The following is a 23,832-nucleotide window of genomic DNA, read 5'->3' on the forward strand; positions in this document are numbered from 1 at the left end:
TGAGGCGTCGAGTATGAGACGCGGTAATGACGGAGGCAGAACGTGAAGCTTGGCCTGCAACTCGGATACTGGGGCGCCCAGCCGCCGACCGGTGTCGCAGAACTCGTGGCGGCCGCGGAGGACAGCGGCTTCGACGCGATGTTCACCGCGGAGGCGTGGGGTTCTGACGCCTTCACGCCGTTGGCGTGGTGGGGCCGCGACACGAGTCGGATCAAGCTCGGGACGAGCATCGTCCAGATGTCCGGACGCGCGCCGACGAGCATTGCGATGCACGCGCTGACGCTGGACCACCTGACCAATGGCCGACTGATTCTCGGGCTCGGTGTGAGTGGGCCGCAGGTCGTCGAGGGTTGGTACGGCCAGCCGTTCGAGAAGCCGCTGGCCCGTACCCGCGAGGTCGTCGAGATCATCCGCAAGGTGCTGGCCCGCGAGGCGCCGGTCACCAACGACGGACCGCACTTCCCGCTGCCGTACAACGGTGCCAACGCGACGGGACTGGGCAAGCCACTGAAGCCGATCGTGCACCCGCTGCGTGCCGACATCCCGATCTGGCTCGGCGCCGAGGGGCCGAAGAACGTCGCCCAGACCGCCGAGATCGCAGACGGCTGGATCGCCATCTTCTACACGCCGAAGTCGGCATCGATGTACCAGCCGTGGCTCGACGAGGGTTTCGCCCGACCGGGCGCCCGGCGTACGCGGGAGACCTTCGACATCGCCGCGACCTGCCACCTGCAGATCACCACGAGCGAGGACGAGCGGCGTGCGGTCATCGATTACATGAAGCCGTGGGCAGCGCTCTACATGGGTGGCATGGGCGCCAAGGACCAGAACTTCCATAAGAACGTCTTCGAGCGGATGGGGTACGCCGAGCTCGCCGGCACGGTGCAGGAACTGTTCCTCGAGGGCAAGAAGGACGAGGCTGCCGGGCTGATCCCGGACGAGCTGATCACTGATCTGCACATCATCGGGGACGAGGTGTACGTGAAGGACAGGGTTGCGGAGTGGGAGGAATCAGGCGTGACGGAGTTGCTGTTGAGTTGCCGATCGGCCGACGAGGTCCGTCAGATCGCCGGGGTCCTGCTGTGAGCATCGTCCACCTGGGCCACCTGCTGACCTCCGGGCTCGATCGCTGTGCCGATCAGCCCGTCCTCGAACTCGGCGAGGCCGTCCTCACCGGCGCCGAGATGAAGGCCGAAGTCGCGCGTTACGTCGCGGCTCTCGAATCTCTCGGTGTCACCACGGGCAGCGCGGTCGGCGTCCTGTCGGCCAACCGGCCCGAGGTGCTGCTTGTGATCGGTGCCGGTCAGACGCAGGGCTACCGGCGTACGGCACTGCATCCTCTCGGCTCGCTCGACGACCACGCGTACGTCCTCGCGGATGCCGGCGTCACGACGTTGATCGTCGACACGGTTCCGGCGTTCCTGACCCGCGCAGCCGATCTGCTGGAGCGTGTGGAGTCGCTGACCCAGGTGCTGACCTTTGGGCCGGCCGACGTGGGCACCGACCTCGTGGCAACGGCCGCGACTGTGTCGCCCGGCGAGTTGGCCGTGGCCGATCTCGACCCCGACGCCGTGGTCTCGATCACCTACACCGGCGGCACCACCGGGCGCCCGAAGGGTGTCGTCGGAACGGCGTCGTCGATGGCGGCGATGACCCAGGTGCAGCTCGCGGAATGGGAGTGGCCGGCGGCACCGAAGTTCCTGATCGCTACGCCGCTGTCACACGCGGGCGCAGCATTCTTCGCCCCGACGGTGATGAAGGGCGGTTCGCTGTACGTCGTGCCGAAGTTCGACCCGGCCGAGGTGCTCCGCGTCATCGAGGAGCAGAAGATCACGGCCACCATGCTGGTGCCGTCGATGATCTACGCACTGCTCGATCACCCTGACAGTCACACCCGTGATCTCTCGAGCCTGGAGACCGTCTACTACGGGGCCTCATCGATCAGTCCGACCCGGTTGGCGGAGGCCATCGAGCGGTTCGGCCCGATCTTCGCCCAGTACTACGGCCAGTCCGAGTGCCCGATGGTGATCAGCTACCTGGCGAAGGCCGATCACGGCGGTCCGCGTCTCGCGTCGTGCGGTCGCCCCAGTGCCTGGCTGCGGGCGGAGCTGCGCCGCGAGGACGGCTCGGTAGCGGCTGTCGGGGAGCCCGGGGAGATCTGGGTCTCCGGTCAGGTCCTGGCGAACGGCTACTGGCACCTGCCTGAGCAGACGGCGGAGACTTTCGTCGACGGGTGGCTGCGTACGGGCGATGTCGCACGGGCGGACGAGGACGGTTTCTGGTACATCGTCGACCGCACCAAGGACATGATCGTGACCGGCGGGTTCAACGTGTTCCCGCGCGAGATCGAGGACGTGATCGCCACCGATCCGGCCGTGGCCCAGGTCGCGGTGATTGGCGTGCCCGACGAGAAGTGGGGCGAACTCGTCACCGCCGTCGTCGTACCCCGCCCTGGTGCGGCGATCGACGTCGAGGCGATCCAGCACCTGGTCAAGGACAAGAAGGGCTCGGTGCACGTACCCAAGCGGGTCCTCACCGTCGAGGCGATCCCCATGACCGCTCTCGGCAAGCCGGACAAGAAGGCCTTGCGCGCAACGTACGCCTGACAAGGGCTCGAGCAACGACGAAGGGCCGCACCTGACAGGTGCGGCCCTTCGTCGTGCGTTGGTCAGCTGCCGCTGAAGTTGGGCTTGCGGCGCTCGGCGAACGAACGCGGCCCTTCCTTGGCATCGTTGCTTGCGAACACTGCTGCGCCGACGGTGGCATCGTCCTTCCAGCACTCGTTCTCGTGCTTGCCCTCGGAGTCGCGGATTGTCTTCAGCACAGCCTGGACGGCCAGCGGGCCGTTCGCGGCGATCAGGTCGGCGACCTCGAGCGCGGCGGTCAACGCCTCGCCGTCGGGGACGATCCGGCCGATGAGGCCGATCTCCTTGGCCTCGGCAGCCAGGACGTGGCGCCCGGTCAGCAACAGTTCGGCAGCGATCGTGTACGGGATCTGCCGGGGCAGGCGTACGGCCGAACCGCCCAGCGGGTAGAGGCCCCACTTGACCTCGGATACGCCGAACTTGGCCGACTCGCCGGCGATCCGGATGTCAGTCGCCTGCAGGATCTCGGTGCCGCCCGCGATCGCCGGGCCCTCGACGGCAGCGATCAGCGGCTTGGTCAATCGGAAGCCCTTGAGCAGCGACTTGATGATCGACGGATCGAAGGCGCCGGAGGCGAACTTGTCGCCCGGTGCGTCCTTCGACATCGCCTTGAGGTCTGCGCCTGCGCAGAAGTAGCCGCCGGCGCCGGTCAGGATGACGACGCGTACCTCGGGGTCATTGTTGGCCCGTTCCCAGGCTTGCTCCATCAGCCCCAACATCTCGCCCGAGAGGGCGTTGCGGGACTCGGGACGGTTCATCGTGACGATGAGGGTGTGTCCGCGGAGTTCGGTCAGGAGATGCGGCTGGGTCGGCTCGTGCGACTCGCTCGTGGATGACTCGCTCATGGACGCAGTGTAGACACAAACGAGAACGTGTTCTAGTTTTGCCCACATGGCCCGCAACATTGCCGATCTGTTCGAGCACGCCGTTGACGCTGCACCTGACAAGCCTGCAGTGCAGGTCGGAGACCGTGGGGTCACCTTTGCCGAGCTCGAGGCGGAGTCCAACAAACTCGCCCATTTCCTGAGCAGTCGTGGCATCGGCGCCGGCGACCATGTCGGCCTGTACTCCAAGAACTCTGCCGAGCACGTGATCGCGCTGCTCGCGATCTTCAAGGTCCGCGCCGTCGCGATCAACATCAACTACCGCTACGTCGCCGGGGAACTCGAATACATCTTCGACAACGCCGATCTGGTCGGCCTCGTCCACGACGAGGTGTACGCCCCGCTCGTTGCCGAGGTCGCGCCGAAGTTCGCGAAGCTCAAGACGATCGTCGCGGTGCCCAGCCCGGTTGATGAGATCGGTGACGACGAGTTCGCGTTGATCCAGTCGTACGGCGGTGTCCTCCTGGCCGATGCGGCGGAGGGCCAGTCCGACGCCCGGGACTTCGGGCCGCGCAGCGCCGACGACATCCACATCATCTACACCGGCGGCACCACCGGATTCCCCAAGGGCGTCATGTGGCGCCACGAGGACTTCTGGCGCGTGCTGGGTGGCGGCATCGACTTCATGAGCGGCGACTACCTCGAGGAGTACGACCAGTCCGAGAAGGCGAAGCAGCCCGGGCTCGTCACGCTGCCGCTCAGCCCGCTGATGCACGGCGGCGCGCAGGCAGCCCTCCTGATGCACCTGTTCGCCGGCACCGTCACGATCCTGGAACCGCGATTCGACCCGGTGAAGACCTGGGAGATCATCGACAAGTACGGCGTCCACATGATGTTCATGACGGGCGATGCCATGGCTCGCCCGCTGATCGACGCGTACGAGGCGGGCCGCGCGGACGGTACGCCGTTCAGTGGCCAGACGCTCTTCGCGATCGCCTCGAGCGCGGCGATCTTCTCCAAGCCGGTCAAGGAGCGGTGGATGAAGGCATTCCCCAACGCGGTCTTCACCGATTCCGTGGGCTCGACGGAGACCGGTTTCCAGGGGACCGGCCTGCAGGACGCCAGCGCGCTGTCCACCGATGGCCCGGTCATCACCGCGGGTGCGCACACGGCGGTCCTCGATGAGGATGGCCGGCCGATCGACATCCACGACCCGAAGAACATCGGGTGTGTGGGCCTCACCGCACGCAAGGGTCACGTCCCCGTCGGCTACTACGGCGACCCCGAGAAGTCAGCCAAGACGTTCGTGGAGATCGACGGCGAGCGTCACTCCATCCCCGGGGACATGGCGCGGGTCGAGGGTGAAGGTCGCCTCACATTGCTGGGACGCGGCTCCAACTGCATCAACACCGGTGGGGAGAAGGTCTACCCGGAGGAGGTTGAGGCGGCGATCAAGTTCCACCCCGACATCTACGACACCCTCGTCGTCGGACTGCCTGATGAGACCTACGGCCAGACCGTCGCAGCCGTCGTGCAGCCCACGCCCGGCGCGACGATCGAGCTGGAGGAGTTGCGCACCTTCCTGCGTACGCACTTGTCGGGCTACAAGCTGCCGCGCGTCCTCGCGATCGTCGACGAGATTCCGCGCAACGCCGCCGGCAAGGCGCAGTACCCCCGGGCCAAGGAAATCGCTCTGGCCACCATCTCGACAGGAGCTTCTGCCTGATGCACACCGACCTCTGCGAGCGTTTCGGGATCCAGTACCCGATCTTCGCCTTCACTCCGTCCGAGCACGTGGCCGCCGCGGTGTCGCGTGCCGGTGGTCTGGGTGTGCTGGGCTGCGTACGCTTCAACGACCCGGCCGAACTCGACAAGACCCTCGACTGGCTGGACGCGAACACCGACGGCAAGCCGTACGGCGTCGACGTCGTGATGCCGATGAAGGTCCCGACCGAGGGCACCTCGACGGACCTCAAGTCCTACATCCCGGCTGATCACATCAGCTTCGTCGAGCGGACGCTGCAGCAGTTGGGTGTTCCGCCGCTTCCGGAGGGTGAGGGTCGCGAGGGCGTACTCGGCTGGCTGCACTCGGTCGCGCGTTCGCACGTCGACATCGCCCTGTCTCACCGGCCGGTGCTGATCGCGAATGCCCTCGGGTCGCCGCCGGTGGATGTCATCAACCAGGCTCACGAGGCCGGTGTCCTCGTCGCGGCGCTGGCGGGTGCTGCCAAGCACGCGCAGTCGCATGTGACCAACGGCGTCGACATCATCATCGCCCAGGGCTACGAGGCGGGCGGGCACACCGGCGAGATCGCCTCGATGGTGCTCACGCCGGAGATCGTCGACGCCGTCGGGCCGAATGTCCCTGTGCTCGGTGCCGGCGGGATCGGTCGCGGCCGTCAGGTCGCGGCGTCCCTCGCCCTGGGCGCCCAGGGCGTCTGGACCGGGTCGGTCTGGCTGACCACTGCCGAGTACCAGAACCTGAACACGAACAAGGGCATGACCGAGGCGTTCCTGCGTGCGACCAGCGCGGACACGGTGCGTACGAAGGTCTACACTGGCAAGCCAGCGCGGTTGCTCAAGACCAAGTGGACCGAGGCCTGGGCGGCCGAGGACGCACCGTCGCCGCTGCCGATGCCGCTGCAGAACCTGCTCGTGGCCGACGCGCACAACCGGATGAATGCCCACGGTGATCCGGACGTGATCTCGATGCCGGTGGGTCAGATCGTCGGCACGATGAACGAGGTACGACCGGTGGCCGACGTGATGGCTGACCTGGTCGCCGAGTTCGAGGCGACAGTCGATCGCCTGGACAAGATTCGCTGATGACCAGGGGCGTCTGGCGGCGGCTCGGGGTGCTGGTGGCAGCCCTCGGACTGCTGGCAGCGCCCGCTGCTCGGGCAGTGCCCGGCGGTGCGTCGATCGGATCGGCCGGAGTCTGGATGACGGATGCGGCCGGCCGGGTGGTGATCCTGCACGGACTGAATCAGGTCTACAAGGTGGCGCCGTACACGCCGTCCGCTGGCGGATTCAGCGACGACGACGCAGCCTTCCTGGCAGCCAACGGCTTCAACGCGATGCGCCTGGGAGTCATCTGGGCCGCCGTCGAACCTCGCCCAGGCGCGTACGACGACGCCTATCTGGCCTCGCTCTCCCAGACGGTCCAGACCCTCGCCCGCCACGGGATCGTCTCGCTGCTCGACTTCCACCAGGACCTCTACAACGAGGAGTTCCAAGGGGAAGGTGCGCCCGCCTGGGCCACCCAGGACGGCGGGCTGCTGAATCCGCCCCTGGGCTTCCCGGGCAACTACTTCGCCAACCTTGCGGAGAACCACGCCTGGGACGCCTTCTGGGGCAGTGCGCCGGCGCCTGACGGCCGCGGGCTCCAGGACCACTATGTCGGTGCCGTGGCGCACGTGGCGTCGTACTTCCGGGGCGTCCCATCGGTCGCCGGTTACGAGGTCATGAATGAGCCGTGGCCCGGTACGGCCTGGGCGTTGTGTCTGAATCCGCTGCTCGGTTGCCCGCTGTTCGACGCCACCCTGTCGGCCTTCAATGCCAAGGCCGTCAGTGCCGTACGCGCCGCCGACAGCGGACACCTGATCTGGACCGAACCGAATGTGCTGTTCAACCAGGGCATGCCGACCAACGTCACTGCGTTCGGGTCGGGCACTGGGTTCGCGTTCCACGACTACTGCGGAGTCCAGTCGCTCCTCGGCAACAACCTCAGCTGTCCGTTGCAGGATGCGTTGACGTTCCACAACGCCGCGACGTACTCCTCGAGCCGCCGGGTCCCGCCACTGCTGACCGAGTTCGGTGCCACGAACGACCTGTCGAATCTCACCGAGGTCGAGAACTACGCCGACCAGAACCGGATGAGCTGGCTCGAATGGGCCTACACCGGCAACGACAAGACGAGTTCGTCCTCGTCGGGGCAGGCGCTGGTCTATGACCCATCGCAGCCTCCGGTCGGGGCCAACGTGAACGCCGCGAAGCTCCAGGTGCTCGCTCGGCCGTACCCGCAGGCTGTCGCCGGTGTCCCAGGCGCATGGTCGTGGGCCAACGGTGTCTTCGCACTGACGTACTCGACCGCGCGTGCGGACGGCGTGGGTTCCTTCGGTGCCGGGTCCGAGACCGACATCTCGGCACCCGCAGTGGCCTTCCCGCACGGCTACACGGTGAGTGTCGCCGGCGCGCGGGTCACCTCCGCGCCGAACGCGGCCACGCTGCGCCTTGCGCTGCTGCCGGGAGCTTCAACCGTGACGGTGTCCGTACGCGCGAATTAGCATGAGGCGGTGACGCGTCTTCGGGTGCTGGCGGCCCTGCTTGCGAGTGCTGTCTACGCGGTCGTTCCGGCGTCGGCCCGGGCGTCGACCGCGTACGCGCCGGACGGGGTGTTGTTCTACCCGAGCCTGGCCGGGCTGCTGCCGGCGCTGGGCGGGCCGCACTTCTGCTCCGCCACGGTGGTCCATTCAGCCGGTCACGATCTGGTCATCACCGCAGCGCACTGCGTGTTCGGCGCCGGACCGGGGACGGAGTTCGTGCCCGGGTTCCGCGACGGCCGGGCCCCGTACGGCGTGTGGTCGGTGGCGAGCATCCACGTCGACCCGGGCTGGCAGTCAGGGCAGAATCCGACGCGCGATGTCGCAGTGCTGACCATCGCTCCTTTGAACGGCCGCCAGGTCGAGGACGTGGTGGGCGCACGGCCGCTGGGGCTGCCGGTGATCGGCGCGGCGACGACGGTACGCGGCTATCCGATGACGGCCGGCGTGCCGAGCGCGTGCACTAGCCGGCTGACCCTGACCGCAGGCTTTCCGACGGTCGCCTGCCCTGCCGGCGGGATGACCGACGGCGTCAGTGGTGGCGCCTTCGTCCAGAGCGGCCGGGTCGTCGGTGTGATCGGTGGACTGCAGCAGGGTGGCTGCACGGCGACCGTCAACTACTCCTCGCCGTTCGGCGCGTGGACGAGTCGGCTCCTCAACCGCGCGCAGGCGCACGCCGCCGGAGATCTGGCGCTGCCCGGCTTCCTCGCGAATGCCTGTCCATGAGTCGTGTCTCGGCGTGACGGATGCCGGGTCTCGGCGTCAGGCCGGCTCGGCCGCCAGCAGCCGACCGACGGCCAGCGCCGACGCAGTCGTACCTCCAGCGGTGAACTCGAACCGCTTCGCCGCCGTGTAATAGCGGTGTGCGGCTCCGTCGAGATCAATGCCGACGCCGCCGTGGATGTGGACGGTGGAGTGCGCGATCCGGTGGCTGATGTCCGCAGCCCACAGGGCTGCTTCGGCCACCTCGAGCGCAGAGTCGAGGCCCTCGGAGAGCCGCCAGACCGCTTGCCACAGTGTGAGTGAGCCGAACAGCAGGTCGATGTGTCCGTCGGCCAGCCGGTGAGCCACCGACTGGAACGTGGCGATCGGGCGCTCGAACTGCTCGCGCTCCTTGGCGTACGCGGTGGTGAGCGCAAGCGAGCCTTCGGCGATGCCGACCATCTCCGCCGAGGCGGCGATGGTGACGAGTTCAGCGAGCACGCGGGCGGCGTCTGCCGCACCGAGGATCTCGGCGGAGGCACCGGTGAGAGTGACCAGTCCGGCCACGTCGCCATCAGTCGTACGCTGCGCCTCGACCGAGACGCCGGTGGCCCCGGCCTGGACCACGAAGACGGCCGAGCCGTCGGTGGTGGAGGCAGTCACCAGGTACGCGGCCGCGCGAGTGCCAGCGCGTACGACGGTCTTGGTCCCGGTCAGGCTCCACCCGTCAGGTCCGCTCGTCGCGACAGTCGTCGGATGGACCGGCTGCGCGTCCAGGTCCTCCGCGAGTGCCGGGACGATGATCGAGGTGCCGTCTGCGATCCCGGGGAGCCAGCGGCTGCGCTGGTTGTCCGAGCCGTACGCACCGATCGCTGCCGTTGCTGCGTACACAGGGGCCAGCGGGATCGGTGCGACCGTACGCCCGGCTTCGACGAGGACCCGGCAGGCCTCGATCAGGCCGAGTCCGGCGCCGCCGTACTCCTCAGCGATCGGCAGCGAGATCAAGCCGGCGTCCGCGACCGCACGCCACAGGTCGGCGTCGAACCGGTCGCCGCCGGACTCGACGGCACGCTGGCGCTCGACCGTGGTGAGATCGCCGAAGATCTGGGCAGCCAGCGCGGCCGCCTCGTCCTGCTCGGAGGAGAAGGTGAAGTCCATGTCTATTACCTCTTCTGCTCAGCGCTTCGCTGCGGGGAGGCCGAGGCCGACGTACCCGATGATGTCGCGTTGGATCTCGTTGGTGCCGCCGCCGAAGGTCATCACCAGCGAGGAGCGGAAGTAGCGCTCGAGCCGCCCGGCCAGCACGGCACCGGGGGAGTCCGCGGCAACGCCGGCGCTCGGGCCCACGATCTCCATCAGGGACCGGTAGACCTCGACGGCGAGTTCGGAGCCGAACACCTTGGTGGCCGACGCATCAGCCGGGTTGAGGGTGTCGATCTCGGAAGCCAGCTTCCAGTTGACCAGCGTGAGCGCATCGGTACGCGCCTGCGCCCGACCGAGGAGCACCTGGACCCACTGCTGATCGATCACGCGGTCGCCGGTCGACGTCTTGGTCGACTGCGCCCAGTCACGGACGAGCTCAATCGAGTGCACCAGTGCGGCCGAGGAGGTCAGGGCCACTCGCTCGCGGTTGAGCTGATTGGTCATCAGCTTCCAGCCGCCGCCGCGCTCGCCGATGATGTTCTCCGCCGGGACGCGTACGTCCTCGTAGTAGGTCGCGCTGGTGTGCACGCTCGCAACTGTGTGTACCGGGGTGTAGCTGAAGCCGGCGGCCGAGGTCGGCACCAGGATCAGCGACAGTCCGCGGTGGCGCGGCTGGTCGGGTTCGGTGCGGCACGCCATCCAGAGCCAGTCGGCGTACTGGATCAACGAGGTCCACATCTTCTGCCCGTTGATGACCCATTCGCCGGTGCCCTCGTCGAGGACCGCGCGAGTCTTGAGCGAGGCGAGGTCGGTGCCCGATCCGGGCTCGGAGTAGCCGATCGAGAAGTGCAGCTCCCCGGCAAGGATCTTGGGGAGGAAGAAGTCCTTCTGCTCGTCCGACCCGAACTTCATGATCGTCGGGCCGACCGTGTTGAGCGTCAGGTGGGGGACCGGTACGCCGGCGACCCCGGCGACGTCGGTGAAGATCAGCTGATCGATCATCGACCGGTTCTGGCCGCCGTACTCCTCGGGCCAGCCGATGCCGAGCCAGCCGTCGGTGCCGAGCTGACGGATCACGCTCTTGTAGACGCTGGTGTCGCCGAACTCGCCGGTGGAGGCAGCCAGCCCCGCCCGGATCTCCGGCGTCACGAGCGCGGCAAAATACTCGCGAAGCTCGGAACGAAGCCGCTCTTGTTCTGGTGTCAGGGCTACCCGCATGTGATAAAACTAGAACATGTTCTCGTTTTGGTCCATCATTGGGTCAGGAACGAGCGTCGTGACCCAAGGAGTGAGGCATGTCTGAGACCCGTGCACTTGACGCTGGCACCGCGCCGGAGCGATTCGCGCGTGGATGGCACTGTCTCGGCCTCGAGCGGGACTTCGCCGATGGCAAGCCGCACGCGGTCGAGGCCTTCGGCGGCAAGCTCGTCGTCTGGGCCGACTCGAAGGGCGCCATCAACGTGCTCGACGGCTACTGCCGTCACATGGGTGGCGACCTGACCCAGGGCTTCGTCAAGGGTGACGAGGTCGCCTGCCCGTTCCATGACTGGCGATGGGGCGGCGACGGTCGCTGCAAGCAGATCCCGTACGCCCGTCGCGTCCCGCTCCGCGCGCGTACGCACCGCTACGACGTCGCGATCCGCAACGGTCAGGTGCTCATCTGGCACGACCCGGAGAACTCGGCCGCCGACCACGAGATCCTGCCGCCGGAACTGCCCGACGTGATGACCGACAAGTACACGGAATGGTCGTGGCACACGAAGGAGATCAACGGCTCGCACTGTCGTGAGTTGATCGACAACGTCGCCGACATGGCGCACTTCTATTACGTGCACTTCGCGTTCCCGACCAGCTTCCGCAACGTCTTCGAGGGCCACACCGCGACCCAGTTCATGGAGTCGCAGGGCCGCCCGGACCACCAGGACGGTGCGTACGGCGACGAGAACTCGTTCCTGAAGTCGGTGGCCACGTACTACGGACCGTCGTACATGATCAACTGGCTCGAGGTCGACTACAAGGGCTTCGTCACCGAGGTGATCCTGGTGAACTGCCACCTTCCCACGGGCCCCGACAGCTTCACACTGCAGTACGCGATCACCGTCAAGAAGCCCGAAGGCCTCGATGAGAAGACGGTCAACTACATCGCCGAGGCGTACACGAACTCCTTCGGCAGCGGCTTCCTCCAGGACGTGGCGATCTGGGAGAACAAGGTGCCGGTCCAGAACCCGCTGCTGTGCGAGGACGACGGCCCGGTCTACCAGTTGCGTCGTTGGTACGAGCAGTTCTACGTCGACGCCGCTGACGTCCAGCCGGAGATGAGCGAGCGGTTCGAGTTCGAGGTCGACACCACCAAGGCCAACGAGTTCTGGCACGCGGAGGTCGCCGAGAACCTGGCGCGCAGGGCTGCTGAAACTGAGCCCGCTCACGACGTGGCCACCGCCGACGTGTCATGACGTCCTTCCGTGTCGGCGACGCGACGCGCGCCGATCAAGAGCTCTACACCCATGCCCGGATGGTCGAGGTGTCCTGCGGGACCTGCGGCACGGTCGTCGGGGTGAAGAAGAACAGCGACCAGCACACGTCGATCCAGTGGGGTGAGGACGGCGTCAGCACGTGTCGGGAGTTCGCAGAGTCGGCGGCCCGGCCGGGTGGGCGAGCGGTGTACGCACCCTGCCCGCGGCTCGCGCTCAGCATCGACGCCGCGGTGGACGCCGGCCGGATTGAGATCGGAGCCATCGATGGCTACTGAATTCCCGAACAGTGACGTCGTCGAGCTCGCCGTGCGGGAGGTCGTCATCGAGACGGCCGACGCGCGCTCGATCGTCTTCGAGCCGTACGCAGGTTGGTTGGACTTCAAGCCGGGTCAGTTCCTGACGCTGGCGGTGCCCAGCGACCAGACCGGTGTGGCCGCCCGCTGCTACTCGTTGTCGAGTACGCCCGGCGAAGGCCTCAAGGTCACGGTCAAACGGACTGCTGACGGGTACGCCTCCAACTGGATCTGCGAGAACCTCGAGCCGGGCGACAGCCTGCGTGTCCTTCCGCCGAGCGGGATCTTCACGCCGGCCTCGCTCGACGCGGACTTCCTGCTCTTTGCCGGTGGCAGCGGTGTCACGCCGATCATGTCGATCGCGCGTACGGCCCTGCGCAACGGCAGTGGCCGGATCGTGGTGTTCTACGCCAACCGTGACGAGTCATCGGTGATCTTCGCGAAGCAGTGGGCCGAGCTCGCGGCCGCGTACCCGGACCGGCTGCAGGTCGTGCACTGGTTGGAGTCCGTCCAGGGCCTGCCGAGCCAGGATCAGCTGCGCGCCTTTGCGTCGCAGTACCTGTCGTACGACGCCTTCGTGTGTGGCCCGGCTCCGTTCATGGCCTCGACGGTCGCGGCGTTGCGCGAACTGGAGTTCCCGCGGGAGCGTCGTCACCAGGAGAAGTTCATCTCGCTCGGCGGCAACCCCTTCGGCGATGCCGAGGACGCGGCAGTCGCTGCGGAGGAGATCGAGGCAGCCGAATCGGACGGCCCCGGCGAGGTTGTACTCGATGACCCCTCTGCCGGCCCGTCCCGCCTGCAGGTCGAACTCGACGGCGTCGACCACGACTTCGACGACTGGGCGCCGGGTGTCACTCTGCTCGATCACCTCGAGTCCAAGGGCATCGCGGCGCCGTACTCGTGCCGCCTCGGCGAGTGCTCGGCCTGTGCCTGCCGGATCCTCGAGGGTGAGGTCAAGATGCTCAACAACGACGTCCTCGACGACGAGGACCTCGCCGACGGCATCCGGCTGGCCTGCCAGTCCGTTGCCGTCACCGACAAGGTCCGCGTCAGCTACTCCTGACCCTCTGCGAAGGGGCGTCCTTTCACCGTCGAAGGGTCGCAGATTCACGGTCGAAGGGTCGCAAATCAACCGTCCGACGGTCACCATCGACGGTTGTGGTGCGTCGCGGCGAGCAGATCACGCAGCTGGGTCAGCCAGACGCCCTCGCGACGGCCGCGGAAATCGGCCGACGTTACCACGATGAACTCCCAGCCGTCCTGTCGCATCAGATCGCGCCGCCGCCGGTCCCGGCGACGCTGTTCCTCGGTCGAGTCGTGGAATTCAGAACCGTCGTACTCCACCGCGATCCGCCGGTGTGGGTAGGCGAAGTCGACGCGAAACCATTCACCGCCAGGCAGGTCCACCCGATGCTGCGCCCGCGGAACGGGCAAGCCGGCATCCAGGATCGCGAGCAGTAGTCGTGACTCGCGCATCGACTCCACTTCAGGAGTGAGGTGGCCGATCAGTGCGCGGAGTTGGCATACGCCCCGGCGGCGCCGATGCCGCGGCAGTTCACGTACGAAGTCCGCTGCGGCCAGGTCGTACGCACCGGCGAGAGCATTCATGGCCGCAAAAGCCTGCCACCGCTTGAGTACGCACCCCAGGTCCATCGCCGTGCGCAGCGGTGTGGTGGTGGGAACCCCATGGATCCGGACCACCTCAACGGGGGCCAGGTCGCGTGAATGTGCCGCCAAGTCGGCCATCCGGCTCGCGCGTCGGTCGCCGATCACCGCCGTCTCGGGAACCAGTGGCTGGTCGCGCTCCAACCAGCTGTAGGTGTCGACGCCGAGGATCAGGGCCGCCGTCCGATCGACGGCCACGTGGCCGCGCGGGGCCATCTCGTCCAGGTACGCCGCCCATTCCGGCGGGATCGGAGATTCGTCTGCCACGCGCCGCATCGTGGATCAGAGGCCGTGCTCACCGACCGCAGGAGCGCGGACGCTGTGGACAACGGTGTGGCGACGGCGCCATGTGGACGCACAGTGGTTCGCGGCCGCCCCGTCGGCAGTGAAAGTGCGCCCCTTCGACGGCGACTCCGCGCCCCGTCGACGTCAGTTCAGCCGTTGACCTTGTCGATCACGTTCTCGGCGAACCACTCCAGGTGCTGGACCTTCTTCTCCAGCGGCTCGGTGTCCGGGCCCTTGATGTAGGGGAGTCGGAACCCGACGATGCAGTCGGTGACGCCGCGGTCCTCCATCCGCTTCGCGCCGTCGACGGTGAATGCGTCGTAGGAGATGACATGGGTCTCGAACGGCTTGTCCGCGAGGCCCTCCTCCTTCTTGATCTCGTCGAGTCGGTCGAGCAGGCGGGCGAGCTCCTCGCCGTCGCCGCCGGCGTGCATCCAGCCGTCACCCTTCAGCACCGCGCGTCGCAGGGCTGCGTCGCTGTGGCCGCCGATGAGGAGCGGGATCGGCTCCGTCGGCGCCGGGGTCATCTTGGTGGCGGCGATGTCGTAGAACTCGCCGTGGTACTCGAAGTACTCACCCGACGTCAGTCCACGCAGGATGTCGATCTGCTCGTCCATCCGCTTGCCACGCGCCGCCCACGGGACGCCCATGAGCTCGAAGTCCTCGGGCCAGGGGGAGAGGCCGATGCCGAGACCGAGTCGGTTGTCCGACAGGTACGCGATGGACATCGCCTGTTTGGCGACCAGCGCCGGAGGGCGTACGGCCAGCTTCAGCACGAACGGCAGGAACCGGATCTTCGTGGTCACGCTCGACATCGCGGCGGCCAGGGTGAAGGTCTCGATGAACGCCTTGTCCTCGAGGAACTCGCGGTCACCGGTGTCGGTGTACGGGTACTTCGAGTCCGACTCCTTGGGGTACGCGAGCGAGTCCGCCAGCGTGATGGAGTGATAGCCCGCGTTCTCGGCGGCCTGCGCCAGCGGGATGTAGAAACGGGGGTCGGTCAGCGCCTCGGCATAGGTGAATCGCACGGAAGCGACTCTAGAACACGTTCTAGTTTTGCGGTAGCCTCCTCTTCATGAGCGACACCGCCACCGACCAGATCGAGCTACCCGCGTACGTCGTCTGGAACGCGCCGAACGGCGATCATCCGGCCCGTCGTGCCTCTCAGCGTTCCTACTCCGCCGTGGGCACCGGTGTGCTCGCGGAGTGGTTGAAGGTGTACGCGGAGGACGCGGTCATCGAGGACCCGGTGGGCCCGTCCTGGTTCGACCCGGAGGGCAAGGGCCACCACGGCCACGCCGGGATCAGCGCGTTCTGGGACAAGGCGATCGCGCCGATCGAGTCGTTCATCTTCACCATCACCGACTCGCACGCGTGCGGGAACTCCTGCGCCAACATCGGAACGATCACCACCCGTTTCCCGGACGGCACTCTGGTCGACACCGACCTGGTGATGATCTACACCGTCAACGACGAGGGCCGGGTGGCCTCCATGCGCGCGTACTGGGAAGCCGAGCGCGCGATGACCACCATGCGGAAGGCGTGACATGAAGTTCCAGCACACCAACACCTACGCCGCCCCGATCGAGCGCGTACGCGCGATGCTCAACGACCCGGCGTTCCGCGAGCAGGTCGCGACCCGTGTGGGTGCGCTCTCGTGCTCGGCAGCGTTTGGCAACGGGAAGCTCGTCGTTCGCGAGGAGCAGCCTGTCCAGGGCGTACCGGCCTTTGCCAAGAAGTTCGCTGGTGGCGCCACCACCGTGATTCATACCGAAATCTGGGACGAGGCGGGCACCTCGGCGACGATCACCCTCGAGACCCCCGGCAAACCGATCACCCAGGCCGGCAGCGTGGCATTGACCGAGGCCGCCGGCGTGACGACCCACAGCTACACCCTTGAGGTGTCCGCGTCGGTCCCGCTGATCGGCGGCAAGCTCGAGAAGCTCGTCGCGGATCTGACCACCGCAGGGCTCGTCACCGAGGGCCAGGTCGGCGCCGAATGGCTCGCCTCGCACTCCTGACGTACCACTTTCACACTCGCTCGACTCCTGAAGGACCCCCATGTCTGAGGCCCTGATCTACGACGTTGTCCGCACACCACGGGGCAAGGGGAAGGTCGGTGGCGGGCTCAACACCGTGAAGCCGATCGACCTGGTCACCGGGCTGATCGACGCAGTCCGCGACCGCAACCCAGGGCTCGACCCCGAGGCGATCGACGACCTGATCGTCGGTGTGGTCAGCCCGTTCGGCGACCAGGGCGGTGTCCTGGCCAAGACCGCGGCGATCGCGGCCGGCCTGCCGGACACCACGTCGGGCGTGCAACTCAACCGGATGTGCGCCTCGGGCCTCGAGGCGGTCAATCAGGCTGCTGCGCGGGTGCGCGGCGGCTGGGAGGACCTGATCCTCGCCGGCGGCGTCGAGTCGATGTCGCGCGTACCGATGGGCACCGTCGGCAGCGCGTGGTCGCAGGACCCGGCCACCGCCTGGCAGACCGACTTCGTGCCCCAGGGCATCGGCGCCGACCTGATCGCCACGGTCGAGGGCTGGAGCCGTGAGGACGTCGACGCGTACGCGGTCCAGTCACAGGCCCGCGCCGCGAAGGCGCAAGCGAATGACTACTTCGCCAAGTCGCTCATCCCGGTCCGCGACATCAATGGCCACGTCGTGCTCGATCGCGACGAGTTCGTACGTCCCGGCACGACGCTGGAGAGCCTTTCCCCGCTGAAGCCGTCGTTCGCCGCGATGGGGGCGCAGGGCGGGTACGACTTCGTGGCCCTGGAGAAGTACCACTGGCTGCCGGGGATCAACCACGTCCACCACTCCGGCAACTCCTCAGGCATCGTCGACGGAGCCGCGTTGGTGCTGATCGGCAGCGAGAAGGCCGGGTCCGACATGGGCCTGACCCCGCGTGGCCGGATCGTGTCCGCAGCGGTCTCGGGCGCCGACCCGACGATCATGCTGACCGGCCCCGCGCCGGCGAGCCGCAAGGCGCTGGCGAAGGCAGGGCTGACGGTCGACGACATCGACCTGTTCGAGATCAACGAGGCGTTCGCCTCGGTCGCGATGCGGTTCATGCGCGACCTCGACCTCGACCCGGAGATCGTCAACGTCAACGGCGGAGCGATCGCGATGGGTCACCCGCTGGGTGCCACCGGCGCGATGATCCTGGGCACCGTGCTGGACGAGTTGGAGCGCCGCGACCTGCGTCGTGGGCTGGTGACGTTGTGCATCGGCGCCGGCATGGGCATCGCGACCATCGTGGAACGGATCTGAACGACATGAACGACACCGCTATGACCTCCGTCGTCCGCTACGACGTGGGCGCCGACAAGATCGCCACCATCACCTTCGACGACCCGTCGTCGGCTGCCAACACGATGAGTGCCCGCTTCAAGCAGGACTTCGCGGACGTACTCGACCGCCTTGCCGCTGACGTGGCCGACGGCTCGGTCCTCGGAGCTATCGTCGCGAGCGCGAAGGACTCGTTCTTCGCCGGCGGCAACGTGAAGGCGCTGCTCGAGGTCGGACCTGCCGACGCCGAGCGGCTCTACAACGACTCGCTCGCCCTCAAGGCGACCCTGCGCAGGATGGAGACCATCGGTGTCCCGGTGGTCTCAGCGATCAACGGTGCGGCGCTCGGTGGCGGTTATGAGCTCTGCCTCGCGACCCACCACCGGATCGCGGTCGAGGACCGCAAGGTCCAGATCGGGCTGCCGGAGGTGACCCTCGGCCTGCTCGCGGGTGCGGGCGGAGTGGTGCGTACGGTCCGGAAGTTCGGCGTCTTCAAGGCGATCAACGAGATCCTCACGACCGGCACCCGATTCACTGTCGCGGCAGCCCTCGATAAGGGGCTCATCGACGAGGTCGTCGGCTCGCAGGACGACCTGCTCCCCGCGGCGAGGGCATGGCTGCTCGCGCACGCTGGCGACGCCGACGCGTCGGTGCAGCCATGGGATCGCCCGGGCTACAGGATCCCGGGTGGAGCCGCGACCGATCGCGCGATCTCGAGCATGCTCCCCGGCGTACCGGGCAACGTGCGCAAGGCTGCCAAGGGCGTTCCGTACCCGGCTCCGCGGGCGATCATCTCGGCCGCGGTCGAGGGCGCTCAGGTCGACTTCGCCGGAGCGGAGCAGATCGAGGCCCGCTACTTCGTCAACCTCGCGACCGGCCAGGTCGCGAAGGCGATGATCCAGGCGTTCTTCTTCGACATGCAGCGGGCCAGTGGCGGCGGGGATCGACCGGCTGGGTACGAGACGCGCCCCGTGACGAAGCTCGCCGTCCTTGGCGCTGGAATGATGGGTGCCGGGATCGCGTACGCCTCGGCGTCGGCCGGCATCGAGGTCGTGCTCAAGGACGTGACGCTGGAGGCTGCTGAGCGCGGCAAGGCGTACTCGGAGAAGCTGCTCGCCAAAGCTCAGGAGCGCGGCAAGATCACCGCCGAGAAGGCGGCCCAGGTCCTCGGACGGATCACGCCGACTGCCGATGTGGATGCGCTGGTCGGGTGCGACGGTGTGGTCGAGGCGGTGTTCGAGGACGCCGAGCTGAAGAAGAAGCTCTTCGCCGAGATCGAGGGCGTCGTCGCACCGGACGCGTTGCTGGGCTCGAACACCTCGACGCTCCCGATCACCGATCTGGCCGAGGGCGTGAGTCGTCAGTCGGACTTCATCGGGATGCACTTCTTCTCGCCGGCCGACAAGATGCCGATCGTCGAGGTGATCCGCGGAGCGAAGACCACCGACGAGACGCTGGCGCGCACGATCGACTTCGTGCTGCAGATCCGGAAGATTCCGATCGTCGTCAACGACAGTCGTGGGTTCTACACCAGCCGGATCATCGGCGTACGCATCAACGAGGGTCTGGCGATGATCGCCGAAGGTGTCGCTCCCTGGACCGTCGAGCGGGCGACGCTTCAGGCGGGTTACCCGGTCGGCGCGCTGCAGTTGTGCGACGAACTCAACCTCGAGCTGATGGCGAAGGTCGCCGCTGCCAACAAGGCCGGCGCCGAGGCGGAGGGACGCGCATGGGTGGAGAAGCCCGGCGCTGCCGTCGTCCCGGCCATGGTGGCCGCCGGTCGCGCAGGACGTCTCCGTGGGGCTGGCTTCTACGACTACGACGACGCGGGCGTACGCCAGGGGATCTGGGTCGGTCTCAGCGACCTGTTCCCGGTTGCTGCTGCGCAGGTCTCGTTCAGGGACGCCCAGGATCGGCTGCTCTTCGCCGAGGCTCTCGAAGCGGCGAAGTGCTTCGAGGAGGGCGTGATCGAGTCCGCGGCCGCGGCCAACATCGGGGCGATCATGGCGATCGGCTTCCCCGGCATCACCGGCGGACCGGCGACGTTCATGACCAACTACGAGGGCGGCCTGGCCGGCTTCGTGGCGCGCGCAGACCTGCTGGCGGACGCGTACGGTGAGCGGTTCCGCGCGTCGGACTGGCTGCGCGCCAAGGCTGCGTCTGGCGAGGGCTTCCCCGCCTAGCCCGAAGCCGGACGGCGAGTCTGCTGCGCTGCGCGCAGCACTCCCTCGTTCGGCTGCAGCGCTCGCGCGAGCGCGGCGCTCCGCCTCACTCCGGTCGTCTCGGCATGGCAGACGTCGGGTTTCGGCCTCACTCCGGTCGTTTCGGCGTTGATCAGCCCCAGCTGGCCGGTTCGTCGGCCGCGCCCTTGGCGCGTACCCAGCGGGGGAGGATGAAGATACCGGTCGCCTCGGCGGTCTCCTGACCGCTCGCATCACGCAGGACGCCGCGTACGAACGTCTTGGTCTCGGCGATCTCGGTGACCCACGCCTCGGCCGAGCAGTCGCCGAGCACCGTCGGGTGCTGGTAGCGGATCGTCAGCGTGCCGGTCATGCCGGGCCCGCCGCCGTCCGCTGCGCACTCGCCGAGCATCTGATCCAGGATCAGCGCGACGACGCCGCCGTGCACGAGTCCCGGCGGGCCTTCGTACAGGGCGTTGAGGTGGAAGTCGGCCCACGTGTGCCCGTCGCCGCCGCGATGGACGTGGACCGGTGGAGCGATCGGGTTGCGCAAGCCGACGACGGCGTTGCCGTAGTTCAGCGCCAGCCCCTCGGGAGTCAGCGCCACCCCGTACGCGCCGTCGATCTGATGGGTCCGCAGCCGCGCGGTCAGTGCCTCGACCGATCCGGTGATCTCGCGGATCTCATCCTCGCCGACAAGAGTCTGCAGACTGGCTTCACCGAGGTCGCGCAGGGCATCTGCAAGGCTGCCGTACACATCACGTTCATGGCTCAGTTCCTCAGGGCTGACCTCAAGAATCTGGTACCGATAGGGCGCGCGCATTTGCTCAGACTAGAACACGTTCTAGTATTGGTGAAGCACAAGTACTGTGCGGCTCACATGCATGTCGTACAGAGAGGAGTGGCGGATGGGCGTCAACCAACGCGGCCAGGTGACGATGTCGGATGAGGAGATCGCCGACTTCATCCCCACACGACGCACCGCCATCCTGTCGAGCATCGGTGCCGACGGGCAGCCGCACGTGGTCGCGATGTGGTTCGCCTGGCTGGACGGTGAGATCTGGTTCGAGACCAAGGCGAAGTCGCAGAAGGCGGTCAACCTCCGCCGCGATGGCCGCATCACTGTGCTGATCGAGGACGGCCTCACGTACGACACCCTGCGCGGCGTGTCGATCGAGGGCGTCGCCGAGATCGTCGACGGTGCCGATGCGTTGTGGCGAGTCGGTGTCGATGTCTGGGAGCGTTATACCGGTCCGTACACCGACGAGATGAAGCCGCTGGTCGAGATGATGTTGCACAACCGGATTGCGATCCGGCTCAAGGCTGATCGGGTGCGGTCCTGGGACCACCGCAAGCTCGGCCTGCCCGCCATGGAGATCGGCGGTACGACCGCCCCGACCTATGCCCCGAAGGGGAGCGAATCATGAGCAAGCACCTGCGCGTCGCCGTCGTCGGTGCCGGACCTGCCGGCATCTATGCCTCCGACATCCTGGTCAAGTCCGAGTTGCCCGAGGGGTACGACTCGGTCAGCGTCGACATCCTCGAGGCGGACCCGACTCCCTTCGGGCTGATCCGGTACGGCGTGGCACCTGACCACCCCCGGATCAAGGAGATCGTCAAGGCGCTGCACCGCGTGATGTCCCAGGACAACGTCCACTTCTACGGCAACGTCGTGTTCGGCAAGGACCTCGATCTCGCGGACCTGCACGGGCTCTACGACGCCGTCGTGTTCGCAACCGGCGCCCGGCGTGACCGCGAGCTGGAGATCCCTGGCATCGACCTCGAGGGGTCGTTCGGCGCCGCGGACTTCGTGTCCTGGTACGACGGCCACCCGGAGGCGCCACGCGAGTGGACCTTCGACCCGACGGCCGAGTCGGTTGCTGTCCTGGGTGTCGGCAACGTGGCTCTCGACGTCGCACGCATCCTGGCCAAGACGGCCGACGAACTGCTGACCACCGACATCCCGGACAACGTCTACCGCGGTCTGCGTACCAATGCGACCAAGGACGTGCACGTCTTCGCACGCCGTGGTCCGGCGCAGGCGAAGTTCAGCCCGATGGAGCTGCGCGAACTCAACCACTCACCGAACATCGATGTGATCGTGCACGGCGAGGGTTTCGAGTTCGACGAGGGCTCCGAGCAGGCGCTCCGCGACCACAAGGCGCAGAAGCTCGTCGTCGACGTGTTGTTCCGCTACCTCGATGACTACATGGAGGACAAGCTCAAGGGCGCGGCGCACCGCATCCACATCCACTTCCTGCAGAACCCGGTCGAGGTCCTCGGTGAGGACGGCAAGGTCGTCGCGCTGCGTACCGAGATCACAGAGTTCGACGGCACCGGCAACGTACGCGGTACCGGCGAGTTCGTGGACACGCCGGTTCAGGCGGTCTACCGCGCCGTCGGCTACTACTCCGACCCGCTCCTGGGTCTGCCGTTCAACGAGGCGGCCGGCGTGGTCCCGAACGACGGCGGGCGCGTCCTGCTCGACGGAGACCCCGTCCCGCGGACGTACGTCACCGGCTGGATCAAGCGTGGCCCGGTGGGCCTGATCGGCCACACCAAGTCGGACGCCCAGGAGACCGTACGCCGCCTTCTGGAGGATGCTGCGGCGTCGGCCGAGATGGGTGCGCTGGGCGGCGAGGTCACGCGCTTCCTCGACGAACGCGACGTCGCGTACACGACCTGGGACGGCTGGCTCGCTCTGGACCACCACGAACGCCACCTCGGTGGCGCTGCCCGCGAACGGGTCAAGGTCGTCGCTCGCGACGAGATGGTCAGGATCGCCCGCGCCCTGTGATCGCCTCGTGCGCATGAGCGGGGCCTGGAGCACCCGCTCATGCGCACAAGCCGATCAGGCGAGGCGGTCGCGTACCTGTGTCTCGGTGAGGCCGTAGTCCGCCAGGTCGTAGCGGTGGGAGGACTTCCGGGCGCCGGTCCGCGATTCGGCGTCCGCGGCCGTGACCGCCTGGTCCACGGCCGGACTCCAGTCGAGGTCGAAGGCCTCGTAGATCCCACGGGTCGTGCCGACCGGATCGGCAATGAAACTGTCGTAGTCGACATCAAGGAAGTGGCTCGCGTCGTGACGTGCGCGATCGCGTTCGTACGCACGCACTTCGCGGTCGAGCAGATCCAGTTGGGTCTCGCCGATCCGTGCGCCGACGAAGGTGGTCGACCAGCCGTCCGTGGCAGCCGCTGAGAGCGAGCAGGCCGACGCGACCGATGCGACCACGTCGCGGGTCGTACGCACGATGCAGGCGTCCGGATAGACCGACAGGATCGCGTCGATGCCCACGAGGTGCGACGGGTTCTTCAGGACCCAGCGCTTGTCCTGGTCATGGAGGCCGATGAGCTGGAGGTTCTGCTTGTGGCGTGCGTACGCCGGCGTCCAGTCCTGCTGTTCCAGCCAGGCCGCGTACCGCGGGATGTCCGCCAGCGACTCGAAGCCGACGGACAGTCCGGACTGGCGCAGCAGTCGCCAACACTCCTCGACGGTCGCCGCATCGCTGTAGTGGATGCCGCTGAAGTCGGGGTTGGCTTCGTGGTGGGCCTTGTACGCCGCGTCGAGGGCCTGGTAGATCGGGTCGGTCGCCCAGGACTCGCGAGGCGGCCTCGGCTGCGGCACCTCGGTCAGCCAGAGCTCGAGTCCCTGGTGCGACGGATCGGCGGTCAGGAGTCGGTGCAGGGCGGTTGTGCCGGTGCGGGGGAGACCGGTGACGAAGATCGGCCGCTCGATGCGTACGTCGGCGTGCTCGGGGTTCGCGGTGAATCCCTGCTGCGACAGCAGCCGACTGACCAGGGTCGCCTTCACCATCTGGCGCTGCTGGTAGTTCCCCAGTGGAGTCAGACCGGCGTTCTCGGCGAGGTCGTCGACCAGGATCCGCAGGCCCTCCTCGTGCTCGGTGCCGCCGAAGTCGGTGAGACCAGTCGTACCAACGGCCGCGGCCGAGATCTCCTCGTACGTGCCGAGGTCGGGGCGAGTGCGTGCGGAGGTGTCGGTCATCGGATTTT

General features: G+C 67.4%; 22 protein-coding genes. 15 read left to right on the top strand and 7 right to left on the bottom strand.

What is annotated here, in order from left to right:
• The first annotated feature begins 42 nt into the window (after positions 1-42).
• Complete coding sequence (locus KCTC_RS13815; RefSeq protein ID WP_125569792.1) at positions 43-1,086, top strand: LLM class F420-dependent oxidoreductase; 1,044 nt, start codon at positions 43-45, stop codon at positions 1,084-1,086.
• A complete protein-coding gene (locus KCTC_RS13820) occupies positions 1,083-2,606 on the top strand; it encodes an AMP-binding protein (protein ID WP_174233053.1) in 1,524 nt (507 codons plus the stop codon). The genes KCTC_RS13815 and KCTC_RS13820 overlap by 4 nt, the downstream gene beginning before the upstream one ends.
• 62 nt (positions 2,607-2,668) lie before the next feature.
• Here KCTC_RS13820 and KCTC_RS13825 read toward each other — a convergent pair whose 3' ends face one another.
• Entirely contained in the window at positions 2,669-3,490 is an 822-nt protein-coding gene (locus KCTC_RS13825) for a crotonase/enoyl-CoA hydratase family protein (RefSeq protein ID WP_125569793.1), read from the bottom strand.
• A gap of 46 nt (positions 3,491-3,536) precedes the next feature.
• Here KCTC_RS13825 and KCTC_RS13830 point away from each other — a divergent pair, with 46 nt between their 5' ends.
• Genes KCTC_RS13830 through KCTC_RS13845 form a run of 4 tightly spaced genes read left to right on the top strand, consistent with a single transcriptional unit; the run spans position 3,537 to position 8,517 of the window.
• Positions 3,537-5,195: an acyl-CoA synthetase gene (locus KCTC_RS13830; protein WP_125569794.1), complete on the top strand. Its 1,659-nt coding sequence runs from the start codon at positions 3,537-3,539 to the stop codon at positions 5,193-5,195.
• Positions 5,195-6,295 carry an NAD(P)H-dependent flavin oxidoreductase gene (locus KCTC_RS13835; protein WP_125569795.1) on the top strand — a complete coding sequence of 367 codons (1,101 nt, stop codon included), beginning with the start codon at positions 5,195-5,197 and terminating at the stop codon, positions 6,293-6,295. Before KCTC_RS13830 ends, KCTC_RS13835 begins: the two co-directional genes overlap by 1 nt.
• The gene (locus tag KCTC_RS13840) at positions 6,295-7,755 is read left to right on the top strand and encodes a cellulase family glycosylhydrolase (protein WP_125569796.1); all 1,461 of its coding nucleotides are present in this window, start codon (positions 6,295-6,297) and stop codon (positions 7,753-7,755) included. Before KCTC_RS13835 ends, KCTC_RS13840 begins: the two co-directional genes overlap by 1 nt.
• A gap of 9 nt (positions 7,756-7,764) precedes the next feature.
• Positions 7,765-8,517, top strand: a complete 753-nt coding sequence (locus tag KCTC_RS13845) for a trypsin-like serine peptidase (RefSeq protein ID WP_125569797.1) — start codon at positions 7,765-7,767, stop codon at positions 8,515-8,517.
• A gap of 36 nt (positions 8,518-8,553) precedes the next feature.
• On the opposite strand, the gene KCTC_RS13850 is transcribed toward KCTC_RS13845, so the two are convergent.
• Both KCTC_RS13850 and KCTC_RS13855 read right to left on the bottom strand, forming a co-directional pair.
• Entirely contained in the window at positions 8,554-9,651 is a 1,098-nt protein-coding gene (locus KCTC_RS13850) for an acyl-CoA dehydrogenase family protein (protein WP_125569798.1), read from the bottom strand.
• A gap of 18 nt (positions 9,652-9,669) precedes the next feature.
• Complete coding sequence (locus tag KCTC_RS13855) at positions 9,670-10,854, bottom strand: acyl-CoA dehydrogenase family protein (RefSeq protein WP_125569799.1); 1,185 nt, start codon at positions 10,852-10,854, stop codon at positions 9,670-9,672.
• A 77-nt stretch (positions 10,855-10,931) separates the two neighbouring features.
• Between KCTC_RS13855 and KCTC_RS13860 the strand changes: the two genes are divergently transcribed.
• From KCTC_RS13860 to KCTC_RS13870, 3 genes are read left to right on the top strand one after another with little or no spacing between them, the layout of a single operon-like run.
• Entirely contained in the window at positions 10,932-12,089 is a 1,158-nt protein-coding gene (locus tag KCTC_RS13860) for a Rieske 2Fe-2S domain-containing protein (protein WP_125569800.1), read from the top strand.
• Entirely contained in the window at positions 12,086-12,385 is a 300-nt protein-coding gene (locus KCTC_RS13865) for a hypothetical protein (protein WP_125569801.1), read from the top strand. The genes KCTC_RS13860 and KCTC_RS13865 overlap by 4 nt, the downstream gene beginning before the upstream one ends.
• Positions 12,375-13,466: a ferredoxin--NADP reductase gene (locus KCTC_RS13870; protein WP_125569802.1), complete on the top strand. Its 1,092-nt coding sequence runs from the start codon at positions 12,375-12,377 to the stop codon at positions 13,464-13,466. Before KCTC_RS13865 ends, KCTC_RS13870 begins: the two co-directional genes overlap by 11 nt.
• A gap of 80 nt (positions 13,467-13,546) precedes the next feature.
• Here KCTC_RS13870 and KCTC_RS13875 read toward each other — a convergent pair whose 3' ends face one another.
• The gene (locus tag KCTC_RS13875; RefSeq protein WP_125569803.1) at positions 13,547-14,335 is read right to left on the bottom strand and encodes a hypothetical protein; all 789 of its coding nucleotides are present in this window, start codon (positions 14,333-14,335) and stop codon (positions 13,547-13,549) included.
• Positions 14,336-14,502: 167 nt separating this feature from the next.
• A complete protein-coding gene (locus KCTC_RS13880) occupies positions 14,503-15,381 on the bottom strand; it encodes a TIGR03619 family F420-dependent LLM class oxidoreductase (RefSeq protein WP_125569804.1) in 879 nt (292 codons plus the stop codon).
• Positions 15,382-15,428: 47 nt separating this feature from the next.
• Here KCTC_RS13880 and KCTC_RS13885 point away from each other — a divergent pair, with 47 nt between their 5' ends.
• The 4 genes from KCTC_RS13885 to KCTC_RS13900 are packed head-to-tail and all read left to right on the top strand — an operon-like array spanning position 15,429 to position 19,827.
• Positions 15,429-15,899: a nuclear transport factor 2 family protein gene (locus tag KCTC_RS13885; RefSeq protein ID WP_125569805.1), complete on the top strand. Its 471-nt coding sequence runs from the start codon at positions 15,429-15,431 to the stop codon at positions 15,897-15,899.
• A gap of 1 nt (position 15,900) precedes the next feature.
• Positions 15,901-16,374 carry a DUF2505 domain-containing protein gene (locus KCTC_RS13890; protein WP_125569806.1) on the top strand — a complete coding sequence of 158 codons (474 nt, stop codon included), beginning with the start codon at positions 15,901-15,903 and terminating at the stop codon, positions 16,372-16,374.
• Between the two features lie 40 nt (positions 16,375-16,414).
• Positions 16,415-17,626, top strand: a complete 1,212-nt coding sequence (locus KCTC_RS13895) for an acetyl-CoA C-acetyltransferase (protein WP_125569807.1) — start codon at positions 16,415-16,417, stop codon at positions 17,624-17,626.
• A 5-nt stretch (positions 17,627-17,631) separates the two neighbouring features.
• Positions 17,632-19,827 carry a 3-hydroxyacyl-CoA dehydrogenase NAD-binding domain-containing protein gene (locus KCTC_RS13900; RefSeq protein ID WP_231998758.1) on the top strand — a complete coding sequence of 732 codons (2,196 nt, stop codon included), beginning with the start codon at positions 17,632-17,634 and terminating at the stop codon, positions 19,825-19,827.
• A 151-nt stretch (positions 19,828-19,978) separates the two neighbouring features.
• On the opposite strand, the gene KCTC_RS13905 is transcribed toward KCTC_RS13900, so the two are convergent.
• The gene (locus KCTC_RS13905) at positions 19,979-20,647 is read right to left on the bottom strand and encodes a PaaI family thioesterase (RefSeq protein WP_125569808.1); all 669 of its coding nucleotides are present in this window, start codon (positions 20,645-20,647) and stop codon (positions 19,979-19,981) included.
• Positions 20,648-20,732: 85 nt separating this feature from the next.
• Here KCTC_RS13905 and KCTC_RS13910 point away from each other — a divergent pair, with 85 nt between their 5' ends.
• Positions 20,733-21,251: a pyridoxamine 5'-phosphate oxidase family protein gene (locus tag KCTC_RS13910; protein ID WP_125569809.1), complete on the top strand. Its 519-nt coding sequence runs from the start codon at positions 20,733-20,735 to the stop codon at positions 21,249-21,251.
• Positions 21,248-22,621, top strand: a complete 1,374-nt coding sequence (locus tag KCTC_RS13915; RefSeq protein WP_125569810.1) for an FAD-dependent oxidoreductase — start codon at positions 21,248-21,250, stop codon at positions 22,619-22,621. The genes KCTC_RS13910 and KCTC_RS13915 overlap by 4 nt, the downstream gene beginning before the upstream one ends.
• Before the next feature lie 54 nt (positions 22,622-22,675).
• On the opposite strand, the gene KCTC_RS13920 is transcribed toward KCTC_RS13915, so the two are convergent.
• Positions 22,676-23,824: a sulfotransferase family protein gene (locus tag KCTC_RS13920; protein WP_125569811.1), complete on the bottom strand. Its 1,149-nt coding sequence runs from the start codon at positions 23,822-23,824 to the stop codon at positions 22,676-22,678.
• Positions 23,825-23,832: the final 8 nt, after the last annotated feature.

The sequence above is a fragment of the Nocardioides baekrokdamisoli genome, from assembly GCF_003945325.1.
GTDB classification, from domain to species: domain Bacteria; phylum Actinomycetota; class Actinomycetes; order Propionibacteriales; family Nocardioidaceae; genus Nocardioides; species Nocardioides baekrokdamisoli.